The 17,840-nt window shown below is 62.8% G+C and carries 15 protein-coding genes; 10 read left to right on the forward strand and 5 right to left on the reverse strand.

Annotated elements, in window-relative coordinates:
- The first annotated feature begins 102 nt into the window (after positions 1-102).
- The 5 genes from J4E53_RS24335 to J4E53_RS24355 all read left to right on the forward strand — a co-directional run bounded on the left by J4E53_RS24335 (position 103) and on the right by J4E53_RS24355 (position 4,343).
- The gene (locus J4E53_RS24335; protein ID WP_060739715.1) at positions 103-885 is read left to right on the forward strand and encodes a MetQ/NlpA family ABC transporter substrate-binding protein; all 783 of its coding nucleotides are present in this window, start codon (positions 103-105) and stop codon (positions 883-885) included.
- 495 nt (positions 886-1,380) lie between these two features.
- Positions 1,381-2,046 carry an amino acid ABC transporter permease gene (locus tag J4E53_RS24340; protein ID WP_103310515.1) on the forward strand — a complete coding sequence of 222 codons (666 nt, stop codon included), beginning with the start codon at positions 1,381-1,383 and terminating at the stop codon, positions 2,044-2,046.
- Positions 2,027-2,686, forward strand: a complete 660-nt coding sequence (locus J4E53_RS24345) for an amino acid ABC transporter permease (RefSeq protein WP_092446074.1) — start codon at positions 2,027-2,029, stop codon at positions 2,684-2,686. The genes J4E53_RS24340 and J4E53_RS24345 overlap by 20 nt, the downstream gene beginning before the upstream one ends.
- Entirely contained in the window at positions 2,683-3,465 is a 783-nt protein-coding gene (locus J4E53_RS24350; RefSeq protein WP_103310513.1) for an amino acid ABC transporter ATP-binding protein, read from the forward strand. Before J4E53_RS24345 ends, J4E53_RS24350 begins: the two co-directional genes overlap by 4 nt.
- The gene (locus J4E53_RS24355; protein ID WP_072409265.1) at positions 3,462-4,343 is read left to right on the forward strand and encodes a transporter substrate-binding domain-containing protein; all 882 of its coding nucleotides are present in this window, start codon (positions 3,462-3,464) and stop codon (positions 4,341-4,343) included. Before J4E53_RS24350 ends, J4E53_RS24355 begins: the two co-directional genes overlap by 4 nt.
- 109 nt (positions 4,344-4,452) lie before the next feature.
- Here the strand turns inward: J4E53_RS24355 and J4E53_RS24360 are convergent, their stop codons facing one another.
- Positions 4,453-5,613 (reverse strand): AAA family ATPase, encoded by a 1,161-nt coding sequence (locus tag J4E53_RS24360; RefSeq protein ID WP_103310511.1) that lies wholly within the window; start codon positions 5,611-5,613, stop codon positions 4,453-4,455.
- A gap of 123 nt (positions 5,614-5,736) precedes the next feature.
- Here J4E53_RS24360 and J4E53_RS24365 point away from each other — a divergent pair, with 123 nt between their 5' ends.
- Genes J4E53_RS24365 through J4E53_RS24375 form a run of 3 tightly spaced genes read left to right on the forward strand, consistent with a single transcriptional unit; the run spans position 5,737 to position 10,945 of the window.
- A complete protein-coding gene (locus tag J4E53_RS24365; RefSeq protein ID WP_103310509.1) occupies positions 5,737-6,840 on the forward strand; it encodes an efflux RND transporter periplasmic adaptor subunit in 1,104 nt (367 codons plus the stop codon).
- Positions 6,837-7,901 carry an efflux RND transporter periplasmic adaptor subunit gene (locus J4E53_RS24370; RefSeq protein ID WP_103310507.1) on the forward strand — a complete coding sequence of 355 codons (1,065 nt, stop codon included), beginning with the start codon at positions 6,837-6,839 and terminating at the stop codon, positions 7,899-7,901. Before J4E53_RS24365 ends, J4E53_RS24370 begins: the two co-directional genes overlap by 4 nt.
- Positions 7,898-10,945, forward strand: coding sequence for an efflux RND transporter permease subunit (locus tag J4E53_RS24375; protein ID WP_103310506.1), 3,048 nt, complete (start codon positions 7,898-7,900; stop codon positions 10,943-10,945). The genes J4E53_RS24370 and J4E53_RS24375 overlap by 4 nt, the downstream gene beginning before the upstream one ends.
- Positions 10,946-11,186: 241 nt before the next feature.
- Here J4E53_RS24375 and J4E53_RS24380 read toward each other — a convergent pair whose 3' ends face one another.
- Positions 11,187-13,406 carry a heavy metal translocating P-type ATPase gene (locus J4E53_RS24380; protein WP_103310504.1) on the reverse strand — a complete coding sequence of 740 codons (2,220 nt, stop codon included), beginning with the start codon at positions 13,404-13,406 and terminating at the stop codon, positions 11,187-11,189.
- 86 nt (positions 13,407-13,492) lie between these two features.
- Between J4E53_RS24380 and cadR the strand changes: the two genes are divergently transcribed.
- Positions 13,493-13,939 (forward strand): Cd(II)/Pb(II)-responsive transcriptional regulator, encoded by a 447-nt coding sequence (cadR, locus tag J4E53_RS24385; protein ID WP_092201336.1) that lies wholly within the window; start codon positions 13,493-13,495, stop codon positions 13,937-13,939.
- A gap of 112 nt (positions 13,940-14,051) precedes the next feature.
- Here cadR and J4E53_RS24390 read toward each other — a convergent pair whose 3' ends face one another.
- The 3 genes from J4E53_RS24390 to J4E53_RS24400 all read right to left on the reverse strand — a co-directional run bounded on the left by J4E53_RS24390 (position 14,052) and on the right by J4E53_RS24400 (position 16,733).
- Positions 14,052-15,023: a thymidylate synthase gene (locus J4E53_RS24390; protein WP_103310503.1), complete on the reverse strand. Its 972-nt coding sequence runs from the start codon at positions 15,021-15,023 to the stop codon at positions 14,052-14,054.
- Between the two features lie 49 nt (positions 15,024-15,072).
- The gene (gene lgt / locus J4E53_RS24395) at positions 15,073-15,882 is read right to left on the reverse strand and encodes a prolipoprotein diacylglyceryl transferase (RefSeq protein WP_030140534.1); all 810 of its coding nucleotides are present in this window, start codon (positions 15,880-15,882) and stop codon (positions 15,073-15,075) included.
- Between the two features lie 68 nt (positions 15,883-15,950).
- Entirely contained in the window at positions 15,951-16,733 is a 783-nt protein-coding gene (locus tag J4E53_RS24400; protein ID WP_060743096.1) for a sulfite exporter TauE/SafE family protein, read from the reverse strand.
- 359 nt (positions 16,734-17,092) lie between these two features.
- Here J4E53_RS24400 and J4E53_RS24405 point away from each other — a divergent pair, with 359 nt between their 5' ends.
- Complete coding sequence (locus J4E53_RS24405) at positions 17,093-17,839, forward strand: NRDE family protein (RefSeq protein WP_103310501.1); 747 nt, start codon at positions 17,093-17,095, stop codon at positions 17,837-17,839.
- Position 17,840 lies beyond the last annotated feature (1 nt).

Below are 17,840 nucleotides of genomic sequence, written 5' to 3' on the forward strand. Positions count from 1 at the left end.
AAATATCGGTATTGTCCGCATCACGCCAGCGATAGCACTTCACTGGCACACCCTCATTTAGCCGTCGTCCATGACGACTGTGATTTTCGATAAGGACACTGCATGAAAAAGGTTCTGTTGTTCACCGCATTGGCGGCAGCCCTGACGTCGGGCCTGGCCCAGGCTGCAGAGAAACTGGTGGTGGCCGCCACGCCGGTGCCCCACGCTGAAATCCTCGAGCTGATCAAGCCAACCCTGGCCAAGGAAGGCGTGGACCTGGAGATCAAGGTCTTCACCGACTACGTCCAACCCAACGTGCAGGTTGACCAGAAACGCCTGGACGCCAACTACTTCCAGACCCTGCCGTACTTGAAGAACTTCAACGAAGGCAAAGGCACGAACCTGGTGACCGTGATCGGTGTTCACGTCGAACCGTTCGGTGGCTACTCCAAGAAGTACAAGACGCTGGCTGACCTGCCAGACGGCGCGACCATCGCGCTGCCCAACGAAGGCAGCAACAGCGGCCGTGCGCTGATCCTGTTGCAGAAGGCTGGCCTGATCGAGTTGAAAGACCCGAAAAACGCGTTGGCGACGCCGAAAGACATCGCCAAGAACCCGCGCAACTTCAAGTTCAAGGAGCTGGAATCGGCCATGCTGCCGCGGGTGCTGGACCAGGTCGACCTGGACCTGATCAACACCAACTATGCCCTGGAAGCGGGTCTTAACCCGGCCAAGGATGCCTTGGTGATCGAAGGTTCGGATTCGCCTTACGTCAACTTCCTGGTGGCCCGTCCGGACAACAAGGACAGCCCGGCCATCCAGAAACTGGCCAAGGCCTTGACCAGCCCTGAAGTGAAGGCGTTCATCGAGAAGAAATACAGCGGCGCGGTACTGCCGGCGTTCTGATTCGCGCGGTACACCCTTTCATGGTTTCAAACGCCGACGGCTGATACAGCGTCGGCGTTTTTTACTGTGGGAGCTTGCTCGCGATGGCGGTTCATCAATGAGCACTGATGTGACTGACAGGCCGCTATCGCGAGCAAGCTCGCTCCCACAGGGGATGGATCAGGTCTCCCCGCTCTTCAACGCCCTGCGCAACGCCATCAACAATTTCAATATGTCCTGCGGTTCCAGTCGCTGCGGCACGTTTACGTCAGCCATGTTTTCTTCCTTGTAATGGTGAGGGGGGATGGCGAAAAAGATCCTCCCTGCGGCGCAAGGAAAATAGTCGTCTTTGTTCTTCGCGGCAAATCCGGGGATAGTTTTTTGCGTGATATCAATATGCTTTAACGGTATTTAAATTACAGTTCTTATGCCATTAAAGTCAGTGCCTGCCGAGTAGCTATCCGCTGCCCATGGACCGCACGACCGCCGCTTACCGAGCGGCGTCCAGGATGTTCAATGAACTTCGATTACGCTTTTATCCTCAGCACCCTCCCGGCGTTTCTCAAGGCCGTGGGCGTGACACTGCAAGTCGGCCTTATCGCCATCGCCACCTCGCTGCTGGTGGCGCTCGTGAACGCAACGGTCCTGGTGTTGCGCACGCCTTACCTGCAACGCCTGGTGGGGCTGTATGTGGAGCTGGCCCGCAACACCCCGCTGCTTATTCAGTTGTTCTTCGTCTACTTCGCCTTGCCGGCGCTGGGCATCAAGGTGTCGGGGTTTGCCGCAGCGATCATCACCATGACGTTCCTGGGAGGCGCCTATCTCACGGAAGTGCTGCGGGCGGGCGTGGACGCGGTGCCCCAGGCGCAATTGGAATCCGGCCGTTCCATCGGCCTGTCCCACGGGCAGTTGCTGCGCTACGTGATCCTGCCGCAGGCCGGGATCCTCAGCTTGCCGTCGCTGTTCGCCAACTTCATTTTCCTGCTCAAGGAGACCACCGTGGTCTCGGCCGTGGCGGTGCCGGAGATTCTCTACACCACCAAAAGCTACATCGCGCTCTACTACAAGACCTACGAAATGCTCGCCGTGCTGACGCTGATTTGCGTGCTGCTGTTCTTGCCGCTGTCGCTGCTGCTCAGCCGCCTGGAAAGGAGGCTCCAGCATGGCCAGTTCGGGTCTTGAGTTGCTGTGGGTGTCGTTGCCGCAACTGGGCAAGGGCGCCGCGCAAACCTTGTCGATTTCCTTCCTGAGCATCGCCCTAAGCACCGTGGGCGGCGTGCTTTATGGGGTGTTGCGGACGTTGGGTGTGAAAGGCGTGGATGTCGTTCTGCGGGTCTACCTGGAGTTGTTCCGGGCGATCCCGGTGCTGGTCTGGTTGTACCTGCTGTTCTTCGGCCTGCCGATCTTTTTCGGCCTGAGCCTTCCAAGCTTTTGGTGCGCGGTCCTGGTGTTGTCGTTATGGGGCGCAAGCGAGGTGGGTGAAGTGGTACGCGGTGCATTGCATTCGTTGCCGCGCGGCCAGCGCGAGGCGGGCTTGTCCATTGGCCTGAACGGTCCGCAACTCTACGGCCATGTGTTGTTGCCGCAAGCGCTCAGACGCATGACACCGCCGACCATCAACGTCTACACGCGCATCATCAAGACCAGCTCCCTGGCCGTGCTGATCGGCGTGGTGGACGTGATCAAGGTCGGCCAGCAGATCATCGAGCGCACCTACGAGTCCGTGCTGATCTACGGCGCGCTGTTCCTGTTTTTCTTCTTTATCTGCTACCCGCTTTCGGCCGCCTCCCGCGTGCTTGAGCGGCGCTGGACGCAAGCATGAGCGCATTGATCGAGTTCAAGGATTTCAACAAGTTTTTCGGCGAACAGCAGGTGCTGGATGGCATCGATCTGCAAGTGCAGTCGGGCGAAGTGATCGTCATCCTCGGCCCCAGTGGTTGCGGCAAAAGTACCTTGCTGCGTTGTCTCAACGGGCTGGAAGTGGCCCACAGCGGCAGCTTGGCATTCGCCGGTCGCGAGTTGCTGGACAAGGGCACCGACTGGCGCGAAGTGCGGCAGCAGATCGGCATGGTGTTTCAGAGCTATCACTTGTTCCCGCACATGAGCGTGCTCGATAACCTGCTGCTCGGCCCGGTCAAAGTGCAAAAGCGCGACCGCCGCGAAGCACGCGCACAGGCCGAAGCCTTGCTGGCGCGGGTTGGGCTGCTGGACAAGCGCGATGCCTTTCCACGTCAGCTCTCCGGCGGCCAGCAGCAACGCATCGCCATCGTGCGTTCGCTGTGCATGAACCCCAAGGTCATGTTGTTCGATGAGGTCACCGCCGCCCTCGACCCGGAGATGGTCAAGGAAGTGCTGGAAGTCATCCAGGGCCTGGCCCGCGAAGGCATGACGCTGTTGATCGTCACCCACGAAATGGCCTTCGCTCGCGCCGTGGCTGACCGCATCGTGTTCATGGACGCCGGGCGGATCCTTGAACAAAACCCTCCCGAGATTTTCTTTACGAACCCGCAAACCGCACGAGCGCAGCAGTTCCTGGAGAAGTTCTCCTACGTCGCCGCACTACCCAAAACGACTCAAACAAAGGAACTGGAACTGTCATGAAAACTGCCAAGTCTTCTCTGCTGCTACTGCCGTTGCTCGCCGCCGCTTTGCTGGCCGGCTGCAATAAAACCGAAGAACCGCCGAAGCCGAACGTGGCCAGCCCAAGCGCCGCGTCGACCAGCTACCTGGACAAAATCAAGGCGCGGGACAAATTGATCGTCGGCGTCTTCACCGACAAGCCGCCGTTTGGCTTCGTCGATGAGGCGGGGCGTTATGTCGGCTTCGATACCGACATCGGTCGTCGATTCGCCAAGGACCTGCTCGGCGATGAAAACAAGGTCGAGTTCGTCGCGGTCGAACCGGCGAGCCGGATTCCGTTCCTGCAAAGTGACAAGGTCGACCTGATCCTGGCCAACATGACCGTGACCCCGGAGCGCAAGGAGGCGGTGGAGTTCACCAACCCGAACCTGAAAGTCGCGGTGCAGGCGCTGGTGCCACAAGCCAGCGCGGTGAAAAGCCTCGATGACCTGGCGAGCCGCACCACCATCGTCACCACCGGCACCACGGCGGACATCTGGCTGACCAAAAATCACCCGGACTGGAAGCTGCTCAAGTTCGAGAAAAATTCCGAGTCCTTGCAAGCCCTGGCCAACGGGCGTGGCGATGCCTATGCCCAGGACAATCTGGTGCTGTTCAGTTGGGCCAAGCAGAACCCCGGCTATCGCGTGCTGGAGCAGACACTGGGCGCCGAAGCGCCGATTGCACCGGCGGTGAAGAAGGGCAATATCGAGTTGCGTGATTGGGTCAATGCTGAGTTGGCGAAGCTGGGTGAAGAGAAGTACTTGCTCAAGCTGTACGACCAATACGTGCGCAAGGAACTGAGCGATGACACCAAGCCGGAGAGTGTGATTGTCGAGGGTGGCAAATGGCAGGGGTGATTCTCTGAGGGGTGTGTAGACCTTCAGCGCGCCTTCGCGAGCACGCTCGCTCCCACAGGGTTAATTGTGTGGGAGCGAGCTTGCTCGCGATCCGGTTTACAGGCACCACTCAATCCGGCCAGTGCCACGCTGGCTCATCCAGCGCCCGCTGCCCGACGATCCCGGTCTGTCCAAGGTCTTTCTCCAGCACGATGCAATTGCATTGCTCATCCTGTTCCAGGGCGGCGATCAGGCGCGTGGCGTGGGACACGACCCAGACCTGGCAATTTGCCGAGGCGCGGATGATCAACCGTGCCAGGGCCGGCAACAGGTCCGGGTGCAGGCTGGTTTCCGGTTCGTTGAGCACCATCAGCGAAGGCGGTCGTGGGGTGAGCAGGGCGGCCACCAGCAACAGATAGCGCAGGGTCCCGTCCGACAGTTCGGCGGCGGACAGCGGCCGCAGCAGGCCATGTTGTTGAAACGCGATGGCGAAACGTCCGCCTTGCAGTTTCTCGATGTTCAGGCGGGCACCGGGGAACGCGTCGCCGATGGCGGCATGCAGGGCTTCGTCTTCGCCGATTTCAAGGATGGTCTGCAGGGCCGCGGCCAGGTCACGTCCGTCGTGGTGCAGCACCGGCGTGCGGGTGCCCAGTTGCGGTTGGCGCACCGGGGCGTCGGCGTCGCTGCGAAAATGGTCATAGAAGCGCCAGCGACGGATGAACTCGCGCATCTGCAGGACCTCCGGCGAAGTGCGCAGGCTGCCGACCTGGTCGAACAGGCTGTCGAAGGTGGGCGTGTGCTGGGCCAGCACATCCCAGGAACGGCCTTCGCGGGCACGAATCATCGGCCCATTGCGGTCCACCAGCAGGCTGGCGGGCCGAAACACCGGGCCGGCCCAGATGCATTCGCGCTTGATTTCAGGGTCCAGCGAGAACGCTGAACTGCTGGGCTCCGGCAAGCCCAGGGCGATCGAATAGCTGAAGTCTTCCCCGGCGAAACCCAGGCGCAGGCGCTTGGTGCCCTGGCGCACAATCGCCTGGACCGGCACCTCGCCGTTACGCATGCGGCGGCTGATTTCCTCCGGGCCGGCCCAGAAGGTCGAATCGAGTCCGCCTTCACGGGCCAGGGCATTGACCACCCCACCCTGGGCCGTCTCGGCCAGCAGGCGCAGGGCACGGTACAGATTGGATTTGCCGCTGCCGTTGGGGCCGGTGATCAGGTTCAGCCGGCCCAGGGGAATGACCAATTTATTGATCGAACGGTAGTTGGCCACCGCCAATGTCTTGAGCATGCCTGTTTCCTTTGCACGGGCGTCAGGAGCAAGTCTGCCCGATTGCTGTGCTTTCAGTGAACCCTGTTCTAAGCTCACAGTCGTATCGTCACTGGTACGTCCGTACAACGCAAAGGAGTCTGCATGACTGGTCCCGGAATCAAATGGGTTATTGGTTTGGGCGTGTGTGCATTGTTGACGGGGTGCGGTGATAAGAAGCCCGAAGAAAAAGCCCTGCCACGGGTTTTCGTGCAGCAAGCCGTGCCCAGTGAATACGCAGCCTCGGTGACCTTGACCGGCGATGTCCAGGCGCGGGTGCAGGCCGATCTGTCGTTTCGTGTGGGCGGCAAGATCATCGAGCGCAAGGCCGATGTCGGTGACCGGGTCTCGGCCCGGCAAGTGCTCGCCCGGCTCGATCCCCGGGACCTGCAGACCAACGTCGACTCCGCCGAGGCCCAGGTGGCCGCCGAGCAGGCGCGGGTCAAGCAGAGTGCGGCGGCGTTCGTACGCCAGCAGAAACTCCTGCCCAAGGGCTACACCAGCCAGAGCGAATACGATGCGGCCCAGGCTCAACTGCGCAGCAGCCAGAGTGCGCTGGCCGCCGCCCAGGCCCAGTTGGCCAACGCCCGTGAGCAATTGAGCTACACCGCGCTGATTGCCGAGGCTCCGGGCATCATCACCGCGCGCCAGGCAGAAGTCGGCCAGGTGGTGCAGGCCACGGAGCCGATCTTCAGCCTGGCCCGGGACGGCGAGCGCGACGCGGTGTTCAACGTCTACGAATCGCTGTTGAGCGAACCACCGTCGGACCCTGCAATCACCATCAGCCTGCTGGATGACCCCGCCATCAAGACCACCGGCACGGTACGCGAAATCACCCCGGCGGTGTCTGCCCAGACCGGCACCGTGCAGGTCAAGGTCACCCTCAATGATCTGCCCGAAGGCATGCGCCTGGGGTCGGTGGTCAGCGCCACGGCCAAGTCCGCCGGCAAGACCGCTTTCGAGCTGCCTTGGTCGGCCCTGACCAAGAACCTCAGTGAGCCGGCCGTATGGCTGGTGGATGGCGAGGGCAAGGCGCAGCTGCAAACGGTGACGGTCGGCCGCTACCTGACCGGCAAGGTCATCATCAGCGACGGCCTCAAGGGCGGTGAGAAAATCGTCACTGCGGGCGGGCAATTGCTGCACCCCGGCGTAGGCGTCGAGATCGCTGAAGACACTTATGGAAAATCCAAGCCGGGAGCCCAGCCATGAAGCGTTTGTGGATGGTCTCGGCCGGCCTGTTGTTGGCCGCTTGCTCCAAGGAAGAGGCGCCGCCCGAACCGGTGCGCCCGGTGTTGTCCGTTGAGGTCCGGGCCCTAGACCAGCAGGCACTCGGGCGGTTCGCCGGGAATATCCAGGCGCGATACGAGAGCAACGTGGGTTTCCGCGTGCCAGGACGTATCGCCAGCCGCAACGTCGATGTCGGTGCTGAAGTGAAGAAGGGCGACTTGCTCGCCACGCTCGACCCCACCGACCAGCAGAACCAGTTGCGCGCCGCCCAAGGCGACCTGGCGCGGATCGAGGCGCAGTACATCAATGCCCAGGCCAATGCCCGTCGCCAGCAGCAATTGTTCGACCGTGGCGTTGGGGCCCAGGCGCAACTGGACATCGCCCAGACCGATCTGAAAACCACCGGCGCCTCTCTCGAACAGGCCCGGGCCTCGGTGGAGCAGGCCCGCGACCAGCTCAACTACAGCGAGCTGCGTACCGACCACGATGCCGTCGTCACGGCCTGGAATGCCGAAGCGGGGCAGGTGGTCACCGCCGGCCAACAAGTGGTGACCCTGGCCCGTCCGGACGTCAAGGAAGCGGTGATCGACCTGCCGGCCGGGCTGGTCGAGCGCCTGCCCACGGACGTGGTGTTCGAGGTCGCGGCGCAATTGGACCCGACGATCCACACCAGCGCCATCGTGCGCGAGATCGAACCCCAGGCCCAGAGCGCTACCCGCACCCGCCGCGCGCGCCTGACGCTGACCGACACACCGCCAGGTTTTCGCCTGGGCACGGCCATCAGCGTGACCCTGAGCTCGACCATCGAACCGCGCATCGAGCTGCCGCTCAGCGCCCTGCAAGAGATCGACGGCAAGGTGCGCATCTGGCTCATCGACCCGCAGAACCAGACCGTCTCCCCCCGCGAAGTCCGGATTCTCGAACGCTCCAATGACGCGGTGCTGGTGGCCAACGGCATCAAGGCCGGCGACCGCGTGGTCAGCGCCGGCGTGAACAGCCTCAAGCCGGGGCAGAAAGTGAAACTCGACGAGGACGCACGATGAAAGGGCCTTTCAACTTATCCGAATGGGCCCTGCGGCATCAGTCGTTCGTCTGGTACCTGATGTTCGTGGCGCTGTTGATGGGCGTGTTCTCGTACATGAACCTGGGGCGGGAGGAAGACCCGTCGTTCACCATCAAGACCATGATCATCCAGACCCGCTGGCCGGGCGCGACCCAGGAAGAAACCCTCAAGCAGGTCACCGACCGCATCGAGAAGAAACTCGAAGAGCTCGACTCCCTCGACTACGTCAAAAGCTACACCCGTCCGGGCGAATCGACGGTGTTCGTGTACCTGCTCGACACCACCGGGGCCAAGGACATCCCCGAGATCTGGTACCAGGTACGCAAGAAGATCGACGACATTCGTGGCGACTTCCCCCAGGGGCTGCAAGGCCCGGGGTTCAACGACGAGTTCGGTGACGTGTACGGTTCGGTATATGCCTTCACCGGCGACGGTCTGTCGATGCGCCAGTTGCGCGACTACGTGGAGCAGGTGCGCGCCGAGATTCGCGACGTGCCCGGGCTGGGCAAGGTGGAAATGCTCGGCGAACAGGATGAAGTGCTGTACCTGAACTTCTCCACGCGCAAACTCGCTGCGCTGGGCATCGATCAGCAGCAGGTGGTGCAGAGCCTGCAGTCGCAGAATGCCGTGACGCCGGCCGGGGTGATCGACGCGGGGCCGGAGCGGATTTCCGTGCGTACGTCCGGGCAGTTCCAGTCGGAAAAAGACCTGGCCAACGTCAACCTGCGGCTCAATGACCGGTTCTATCGACTGGCCGACATCGCCGACATCAGCCGCGGTTATGTCGACCCCGCCACACCGATGTTCCGCTTCAACGGCACGCCGGCCATCGGTCTCGCCATCGCGATGAAGAAGGGTGGCAACATCCAGGATTTCGGCAAGGCGCTGCATGCGCGCATGAGCGAACTGACCGCCGACCTGCCGGTGGGCGTTGGCGTGCACACCGTGTCGGACCAGGCCGAGGTGGTGGAGGAGGCCGTCGGCGGCTTTACCAGCGCCTTGTTCGAGGCGGTGATCATCGTCCTGGTCGTCAGCTTCATCAGCCTTGGCGTACGGGCCGGGCTGGTGGTGGCCTGTTCGATCCCACTGGTGCTGGCGATGGTCTTCCTGTTCATGGAATACAGCGGCATCACCATGCAGCGGATTTCCCTCGGCGCGTTGATCATCGCCCTCGGCCTGCTGGTGGACGATGCGATGATCACCGTGGAGATGATGGTCACGCGCCTGGAAAAAGGTGACAGCAAGGAGCAGGCCGCGACCTTTGCCTATACCTCGACGGCGTTCCCGATGCTCACCGGGACCCTGGTGACTGTCGCCGGTTTCGTGCCCATCGGCCTGAATGCGAGTTCCGCCGGTGAGTACACCTTCACCCTGTTCGCGGTCATCGCCGTGGCGATGCTGGTGTCGTGGATCGTCGCGGTGCTGTTTGCCCCGGTGATCGGCGTGCATATTCTCAGCACCAACGTCAAACCTCACAGCGCCGAGCCGGGACGGATCGGCCGGGCGTTCAACGGCGGCCTGCTGTGGGCGATGCGCAATCGCTGGTGGGCCATTGGCATCACGGTGTTGCTGTTCGTGCTGGCGGTGTTTTGCATGCGCTTCGTGCAGAACCAGTTCTTCCCCTCCTCGGACCGACCGGAAATCCTGGTGGACCTCAACCTGCCGCAAAACGCCTCGATGGACGAGACCCGCAAAGCCGTCGACCGCCTGGAAGCGACCCTCAAGGGTGACCCGGACATCGCGCGCTGGAGCACCTACATCGGCGAAGGCGCGATTCGCTTCTATCTGCCGCTGGACCAGCAATTGCAGAACCCCTACTACGCGCAACTGGTGATCGTCAGCAAGGGCCTGGAGTCGCGCAACGCCCTGACCGAGCGCCTGCAAAAGCGTCTGCGCGAGGATTTCGTCGGCATTGGCAGCTACGTGCAGGCCCTGGAAATGGGCCCGCCGGTGGGCCGGCCGATCCAGTACCGGGTCAGCGGCAAGGACGTCGACCAGGTGCGCAAGCACGCCATCGAGCTGGCCACCGAGCTGGACAAGAACTCGCACATCGGCGAAATCATTTACGACTGGAACGAGCCGGGCAAGGTCCTGCGCATTGATATCGCCCAAGACAAGGCGCGGCAATTGGGCTTGTCTTCCGATGATGTGGCCAGGCTGATGAACAGCATCGTCAGTGGCTCGCCGGTGACCCAGGTCAACGACGATATCTACCTGATCGATGTGGTCGGCCGCGCTGAAGATGCCGAGCGCGGTTCGCCGGAAACCCTGCAGAACCTGCAGATCGTCACCCCGAGTGGCACCTCGATTCCGTTACTGGCGTTTGCCACGGTGCGCTATGAACTGGAACAGCCGTTGGTGTGGCGTCGCGACCGCAAGCCGACCATCACCATCAAGGCCGCGGTGCGCGACGAGATCCAGCCCACCGACCTGGTCAAGCAACTGCAACCGGACATCGACAAGTTCGCCGCCGGCCTGCCGGTGGGTTACAAGGTCGCCACGGGCGGCACGGTGGAAGAAAGCAGCAAGGCCCAAGGGCCGATCGCCAGCGTCGTGCCGCTGATGCTGTTTCTGATGGCGACCTTCCTGATGATCCAGCTGCACAGCGTGCAGAAACTGTTCCTGGTGGCGAGCGTCGCGCCCCTCGGGTTGATCGGCGTGGTGCTGGCGCTGGTGCCGACGGGCACGCCCATGGGCTTCGTGGCGATCCTCGGGATCCTTGCCTTGATCGGCATCATCATCCGTAACTCGGTGATCCTGGTGACCCAGATCGATGAATACGAACGTGACGGCTACGAGCCCTGGGACGCGGTGGTGGAGGCCACCGAACACCGGCGCCGGCCGATCCTGCTCACGGCCGCCGCGGCGAGCCTGGGGATGATCCCGATTGCCCGGGAAGTGTTCTGGGGGCCGATGGCCTACGCGATGATCGGCGGGATCATCATCGCCACCCTGCTGACGCTGCTGTTCCTGCCGGCGCTGTATGTGGCCTGGTACAAGATCCGCGAGCCCAAGCGCGATTGACCGTCATTGCGACGAGAACGGCCATGCACTGCTGACGAGAGTTGCCATGCACTGCTTCTGTGGCGAGGGAGCTTGCTCCCGCTGGGCCGCGAAGCGGCCCTATAAGGGCTGCTGCGCAGCCCTATCGCGAGCAAGCTCGCTCCCACAGGGATCCTCAGTGAGCACATATTCTGCGAGCAAAAGAGAACCACTGTGGGAGCGAGCTTGCTCGCGATGAGGCCAGTCCGGTCACCCTGGCCTTTTACTTGCGCAACAACCGCAACCCATTGAACACCACCAACAAACTCACCCCCATGTCGGCAAACACCGCCATCCACATGGTGGCAAGCCCGGCGAAGGTGACCCCAAGGAAAATCGCCTTGATCACCAACGCCAGGGCAATGTTTTGCTTGAGGATGCTGGACGTCTGCCGCGACAGGCGAATGAACGCTGGAATCTTGCGCAGATCATCGTCCATCAGCGCGACGTCGGCGGTCTCGATGGCCGTGTCGGTGCCGGCCGCCGCCATGGCGAAACCGATTTCCGAACGGGCCAGGGCCGGGGCGTCGTTGATGCCGTCGCCGACCATGCCGACGCGGTGACCCTGGGCATACAGCGCTTCAATGGCTTGCAGCTTGTCTTCCGGCAACAAGTCGCCCCGCGCCTGATCCATGCCCACCTGCGCGGCAATCGCTTCGGCGGTGTGGGCGTTGTCGCCGGTGAGCATCAGGGTCTTGATGCCCAGGTCGTGCAATTGCCGGATGGCTTCGCGACTGGAGTCCTTTACGGTGTCGGCCACGGCAAACAGCGCCAAGGGGCCCGTAGCGTCGAGCAGCAGCACCACCGACTTGCCTTGTTTTTCCAGGGCGAAGAGTTTTTCTTCCAGCTCGGGAGAGCACAGGCCGAGGTCTTCTACCAGGCGGTGATTGCCCAAGTGATAGGTCTGGCCGCCGATGTCGCCGCGCACGCCGCGTCCGGCAAGCGCCTCGAAGTTATCCACAACCTGCGGGGCCAGTTGCTTATCCACCGCCGCATTGGCAATCGCCCGGGACACCGGGTGGTCGGAACGGGCGGCGAGGCTGGCGGCCAGGGCCGGGGCGGTGCTTTGCACTGTCGGGTCGAGGGCCACGTAGTCGGTTTGCACCGGTTTGCCGTGGGTGATCGTGCCGGTCTTGTCCAAGGCCAGGTAGTCGAGCTTGTAGCCGCCCTCCAGGTACACGCCGCCCTTGACCAGGATGCCTTTGCGCGCCGCGGCGGCGAGGCCGCTGACGATGGTCACGGGCGTGGAAATCACCAGGGCGCAGGGGCAGGCGACCACCAGCAGCACCAGCGCCCGGTAGATCCAGTCGAACCACGCCGCGCCCATGAACAGCGGTGGGATGACGGCCACGGCCAAGGCCAGGGCGAACACCGCCGGGGTGTAGATTTTCGAGAACTGATCGACGAAACGCTGGGTCGGTGCGCGGGAGCCCTGGGCTTGCTCCACGGCGTGGATGATCCGCGCCAGGGTGGATTGGTCGGCCGCCGCGGTCACGGTGTATTCCAGTTCGCCGGCCTGGTTGATGGTGCCGGCGAACACTTTGTCGCCAACGGTTTTCTCCACCGGCAGGCTTTCGCCGGTGATCGGTGCCTGGTCGAGGGTGGAGCGGCCGGCGACCACGTCACCGTCCAGGCCCACGCGTTCGCCGGGGCGCACCCGCACCCGCGCACCCAGGGCAATGGCCTTGACCTCTTGCACCTGCCAACTGCCATCGGCCTGTTGCACGGTGGCTTGTTCCGGGGCCATCTGCATCAGGCCACTGATGGCGTTACGCGCCCGGTCCAGGGATTTGGCCTCGATCAGCTCGGCCACGGTGAACAGGAACACCACCATCGCCGCTTCCGGCCATTGGCCGATCAGCACGGCACCGGTCACGGCGATGCTCATCAGCGCATTGATGTTCAGGTTGCGGTTCTTCAGGGCGATCCAGCCCTTCTTGTACGTGCCCAGGCCACCGCTGAGGATCGACACCAACGCCACCAGCGCGACCACCCAGTTGGGCGCGGCATTGGTGAAATGGATCAGCTCGGCGCCCAAGGCCGTCACGCCGGACAGTGCCAACGGCCACCAGGGTTTGGCCGGGGCGGGCAGGTCGTGGGTTTGCGATTTCTGGCCCGGGGTCAGCGGGTCGGCCTGCATCCCTAAGGACTCGATGGCCTGGATGATCGGCGCGTCGGTGGGCAAATCGTGAGTCACGCCCAGCACACGGTTGATCAGGTTGAATTCCAGTCGCTGCACGCCTTCGAGCTTGCCGAGCTTGTTCTGGATCAGTGTCTGTTCGGTGGGGCAGTCCATGGCTTCGATGCGGAAACTGCTCAGCCGCGCACCGTCCGTCGGCGTTTTGCCGAGGTTGACCACCGCTGGCGCCGCTTTCGAGGCGCAGCAGGAATGCCCGTGGTCATGGCCGTGCTCGGGTTTGTGGGTGTGAAGGGAATCGCTCATCGGGTGACGTCCGTGAAAAGTGCCTGTTGCGCAGTAAAGACCCTGTAGCCACTATAGGGTCAAGCACCTATTTCGGAGGCCGCATCATGAAGATCGGAGAACTGGCGAAAATCACCGACTGCCAGGTCGAAACCATCCGCTATTACGAGCGTGAGGGCCTGCTGCCGGAACCGGCCCGCAGCGACGGCAATTACCGCGTCTACACCCAGGCCCATGCCGAGCGGCTGACGTTCATCCGCAACTGCCGCACCCTGGACATGACCCTGGAAGAAATCCGCAGCCTGCTGGTCCTACGCGACAGCCCCCAAGACCAATGCGAAAGCGTCAATGCGCTGATCGACGAACACATCCAGCACGTCAAGGCCCGCATCGATGGCCTACTGGCCCTGCAGACACAACTGATCGACCTGCGCCATCGCTGTGGCGAAGGGCCGGACCTGGATCAATGCGGGATCTTGCAGCGGCTGGAGGTGAGCGGGGCGGTGGCGCCGGAGGTGGAGCATTCGCATGTGGGGCGCAGTCATGGGCATTGAGCCTTTGTGGGAGCGAGCTTGCTCGCGATAGCGGCTTGGCAGTCAACATCTATGTTGAGTGTAATGGCCTCATCGCGAGCAAGCTCGCTCCCACAGGGGCGGGTGGTGTGGCTTAGACCGCCATCGGCGCGGTCATTGGCTCATGGTGCTGGTAGCCTTCCAGGGAGAAGTCGCCCGGCTCCACCAACTCCAGCCACTCAGGCTGGTACACACCGGTCTTGGCAAACTCCGGCACGCGTTCGGAAATCACCAGCTTGGGCATTGGGAACGGCTCACGCTTGAGCTGTTCGTTGAGCATGTCCAAGTGGTTTTCGTAGACGTGGGCATCGCCGATGAAATAGGTGAACCAACGCGGCGTGTAGCCGGTCAGGCGACCGATCAGGCTCAGCAGGGCGGCGCCTTCGGTGAGGTTGAACGGCGTGCCCAGGCCCAGGTCGTTGGAGCGGATGTAGAGGGTCAGGGAGATTTCCCTGGTCTCGACATTCGGGTGGAACTGGTAGAGCAGATGGCACGGCGGCAGGGCCATTTCATCGAGCTGGGCGCAGTTCCAGCCGTGGAACAGGATACGGCGGCTGCCCGGGTCCTTGATGATGGTGTCGACGCACTGGCGAACCTGGTCGATGGCTTTGTACAGCACCACGTAGGCCTGGCCGTTTTCTTCGCCTTCGGCGATCTGCCGGTAACCCTGGGCCAGCGTCTGCTCGATGGCCGCCGGGTTGCTCAGGGGGATCTGCTTGTAGGCCGGCCATTTGCGCCATTGCACGCCGTAGATCTCGCCCAGGTCGTCGTCGCCCTGGCGGAACGGGTTGGCCAGCCACTGGGCGTTTTCGTTGGCGTTCTGGTCCCAGACCTTGCAGCCCAGGGCGCGGAACTCGGCGGCATTGTTCACGCCCCGGAGAAAACCGCACATTTCGCCGATGGCCGATTTGAAGGCCATCTTGCGGGTGGTGATGGCCGGGAAGCCGTCCTTCAAGTCGTAGCGCAGCATGGCGCCGGGGAAGCTGATGGTGTTCACGCCGGTGCGGTTGGCTTGCTTGGTGCCGTTCTTGATGACGTGGGCCACCAGATCGAGATATTGCTTCATGGGTTACCTGTGTCCTTGAACCCGAGGCCAGCGCCCCGGAGTTCGAATTTTAAACCTTGGCCGCCGCAGCCGGTGCACGACGATAAGCCAGCCAGATCAGCGCCAGGCCACCGATGATCATCGGCAGGCACAGCACCTGGCCCATGGTCAGCCAGTTCCAGGCAAGGTAGCCAAGCTGGGCATCCGGGACGCGGACGAATTCAACGATGAAACGGAAGATGCCATAGAACAGCGCGAACATGCCCGATACCGCCATGGTTGGCCGCGGCTTGCGCGAGAACAGCCAGAGGATCAGGAACAGTGCCACACCTTCGAGGGCGAACTGGTACAGCTGCGATGGGTGGCGCGGCAATTGCGCCGGGTCGCTGAACGGCGGGAAGATCATCGCCCATGGCACGTCAGTCGGCTTGCCCCACAATTCGGCATTGATGAAGTTGCCGATGCGCCCGGCGCCCAGGCCGATCGGCACCATCGGCGCGACAAAGTCCATCAGCTCGAAAAACGACTTGTTGTTGCGCTTGCCGAACCACAACGCCGCCAGCATCACGCCGATGAACCCGCCGTGGAACGACATGCCGCCTTTCCAGACTTCGAAGATCAGCGTCGGGTTGGCCAGGTAGGCGCTCAGGTCGTAGAACAGCACGTAGCCCAGGCGTCCGCCGACGATCACGCCCATGGACAACCAGAACACCAGGTCGGAGAGCTTTTCCTTGTTCCAGGTCGGGTCGAAGCGGTTGAGCCGGCGCGACGCCAGCAGCCAGGCGCCGCCGATGCCGATCAGGTACATCAGGCCGTACCAGTGGATTTTCAGCGGGCCGATGGCCAGGGCCACCGGATCGATCTGCGGGTAAGGCAGCATTGATATTCCTCGTAAACGTCAAAAATGCCCGGGCGACGCTGCCACCTCGGGATTAAGCCAGGATTGCGTCAGAACAGAAAACTCAAGCCCACGCAGAATAGCAAGGCGGCGAACAGCCGCTTGAGCAAGCGCGGCGACAGGCGATGGGCCAGCCGCGCGCCGAAACGGGCGAAGACCATGCTGGTCAGGGCGATGCCCAGCAGCGCCGGCAAATACACAAAACCGAGACTATGGGCTGGCAGCAGCGGATCGTGCCAGCCCAGCATCATGAAACTCAAAGCACTGACCACGGCGATGGGCAGTCCGCAGGCCGATGACGTCGCGACCGCTTGCTGCATCGGCACGCTGCGCCAGGTCAGGAACGGCACGGTCAGCGAACCGCCGCCGATGCCGAAAATCGCCGAGGCCCAGCCGATCACGGTGCCGGCCACGGTCAGCCCGGCCTTGCCCGGTACGGTGCGGCTGGCCTTGGGCTTGACGTCCAGGGCCAGTTGCACGGCAACGATCAGGGCGAACACGCCGATGATCTTTTGCAGGTGCGGGCCGGAAATCGCTTCGGCGGTGATCGCGCCGAAACCGGCACCGATCAGGATTCCCACCGTCATCCAGGCGAAAATCGGCCAGCGCACCGCGCCTTTGCGCTGGTGCTCGCGCACGGCGTTGACCGAGGTGAAGATGATCGATGCCAGGGACGTGCCGACGGCCAGGTGCGTCAACACCTGCGGATCGAAACCCTGCAGGGTGAAACTGAACACCAGCACCGGGACGATGATGATCCCGCCCCCCACGCCGAACAGCCCGGCCAGCACACCCGCGCAGGCGCCAAGCAGCAGATAGAGCACAAATTCCACCAGACTCTCCCCGCCCATCCCCGAAATAAGAGCGGCATGGTAACGGATCCAGGGCCCCAGGCTCCACTGAAGGCGATGGATGCCGGGGCGATGTGTGGGTAGAGTGGGCTGAGAACCCTGGAGATATTGGGTGGCGAACTGCTGTTGTGGCGAGGGTGCTTGCTCCCGCTGGGTGTAGGAGCTGTCGAGTGCAACGAGGCTGCGATCTTTCCCCTGACACTTGAATCCCAAGCGAAAGGTCAAAAGATCGCAGGCTTCGCCAGCTCCTACAGAGCCCAGCGGGAGCAAGCTCCCTCGCCACAAAGGCTGTGTTCGGCTCTACTCTTTCAATGGATTGGCATTATTAACAGGACGACCTGATGTGCCTGATCGTATTTGCCTGGCGACCCGGCCACGCCCAACCGCTGATCGTGGCGGCCAACCGCGACGAGTTCTACGCCCGGCCAACCTTGCCCCTGGCGCAGTGGCCTGACGCGCCCCATGTTCATGCCGGCCGCGATCTCGAAGCCGGTGGCACCTGGCTCGGCATTGGCGCCGAAGGTCGTTTTGCCGCCCTGACCAACATCCGCGACCCGGGCCAGGTGCCGGCCTTCAAGTCGCGCGGTGAGCTGGTAGCGCGGTTCCTGACCGGGAATCTGTCGATTGCCGATTACCTCAGCGAGATCGTGCCCCGCGCCAACGAGTATGGTGGTTTCAACCTGCTGCTCGGCGATGGCACCGAGCTGTGGCACCACAACGCCCGCGATACCCAGCCCCAGCGGCTGGCCGAGGGCGTCTATGGTTTGTCGAACGCTGGGCTGAACACACCATGGCCCAAATTGCTCAAGGCCCGGACGGCCCTGGGCGAGGTGCTGGACGATCCGCAGCCCGAGGCCTTGTTGGCGCTGCTGAACGACCCGCAACCCGCGCCGGTGGCGGAACTGCCAGACACGGGCGTGGGCCTGGCGACCGAGATGCTGCTATCGAGTGTGTTCATTGCCAGCCCGGCCTACGGGACGCGGGCGAGTACGGCGCTGATTGTCCATGCCGATGGGACGCGGCAGATGGTCGAGCGCAGTTTCGGGCCGCATGGGGGGCATTTGGGGGAGGTGGAGGTCAGGGCTTAGT

This window comes from Pseudomonas sp. FW305-28 (assembly GCF_017351395.1).
GTDB classification, from domain to species: domain Bacteria; phylum Pseudomonadota; class Gammaproteobacteria; order Pseudomonadales; family Pseudomonadaceae; genus Aquipseudomonas; species Aquipseudomonas fluorescens_AA.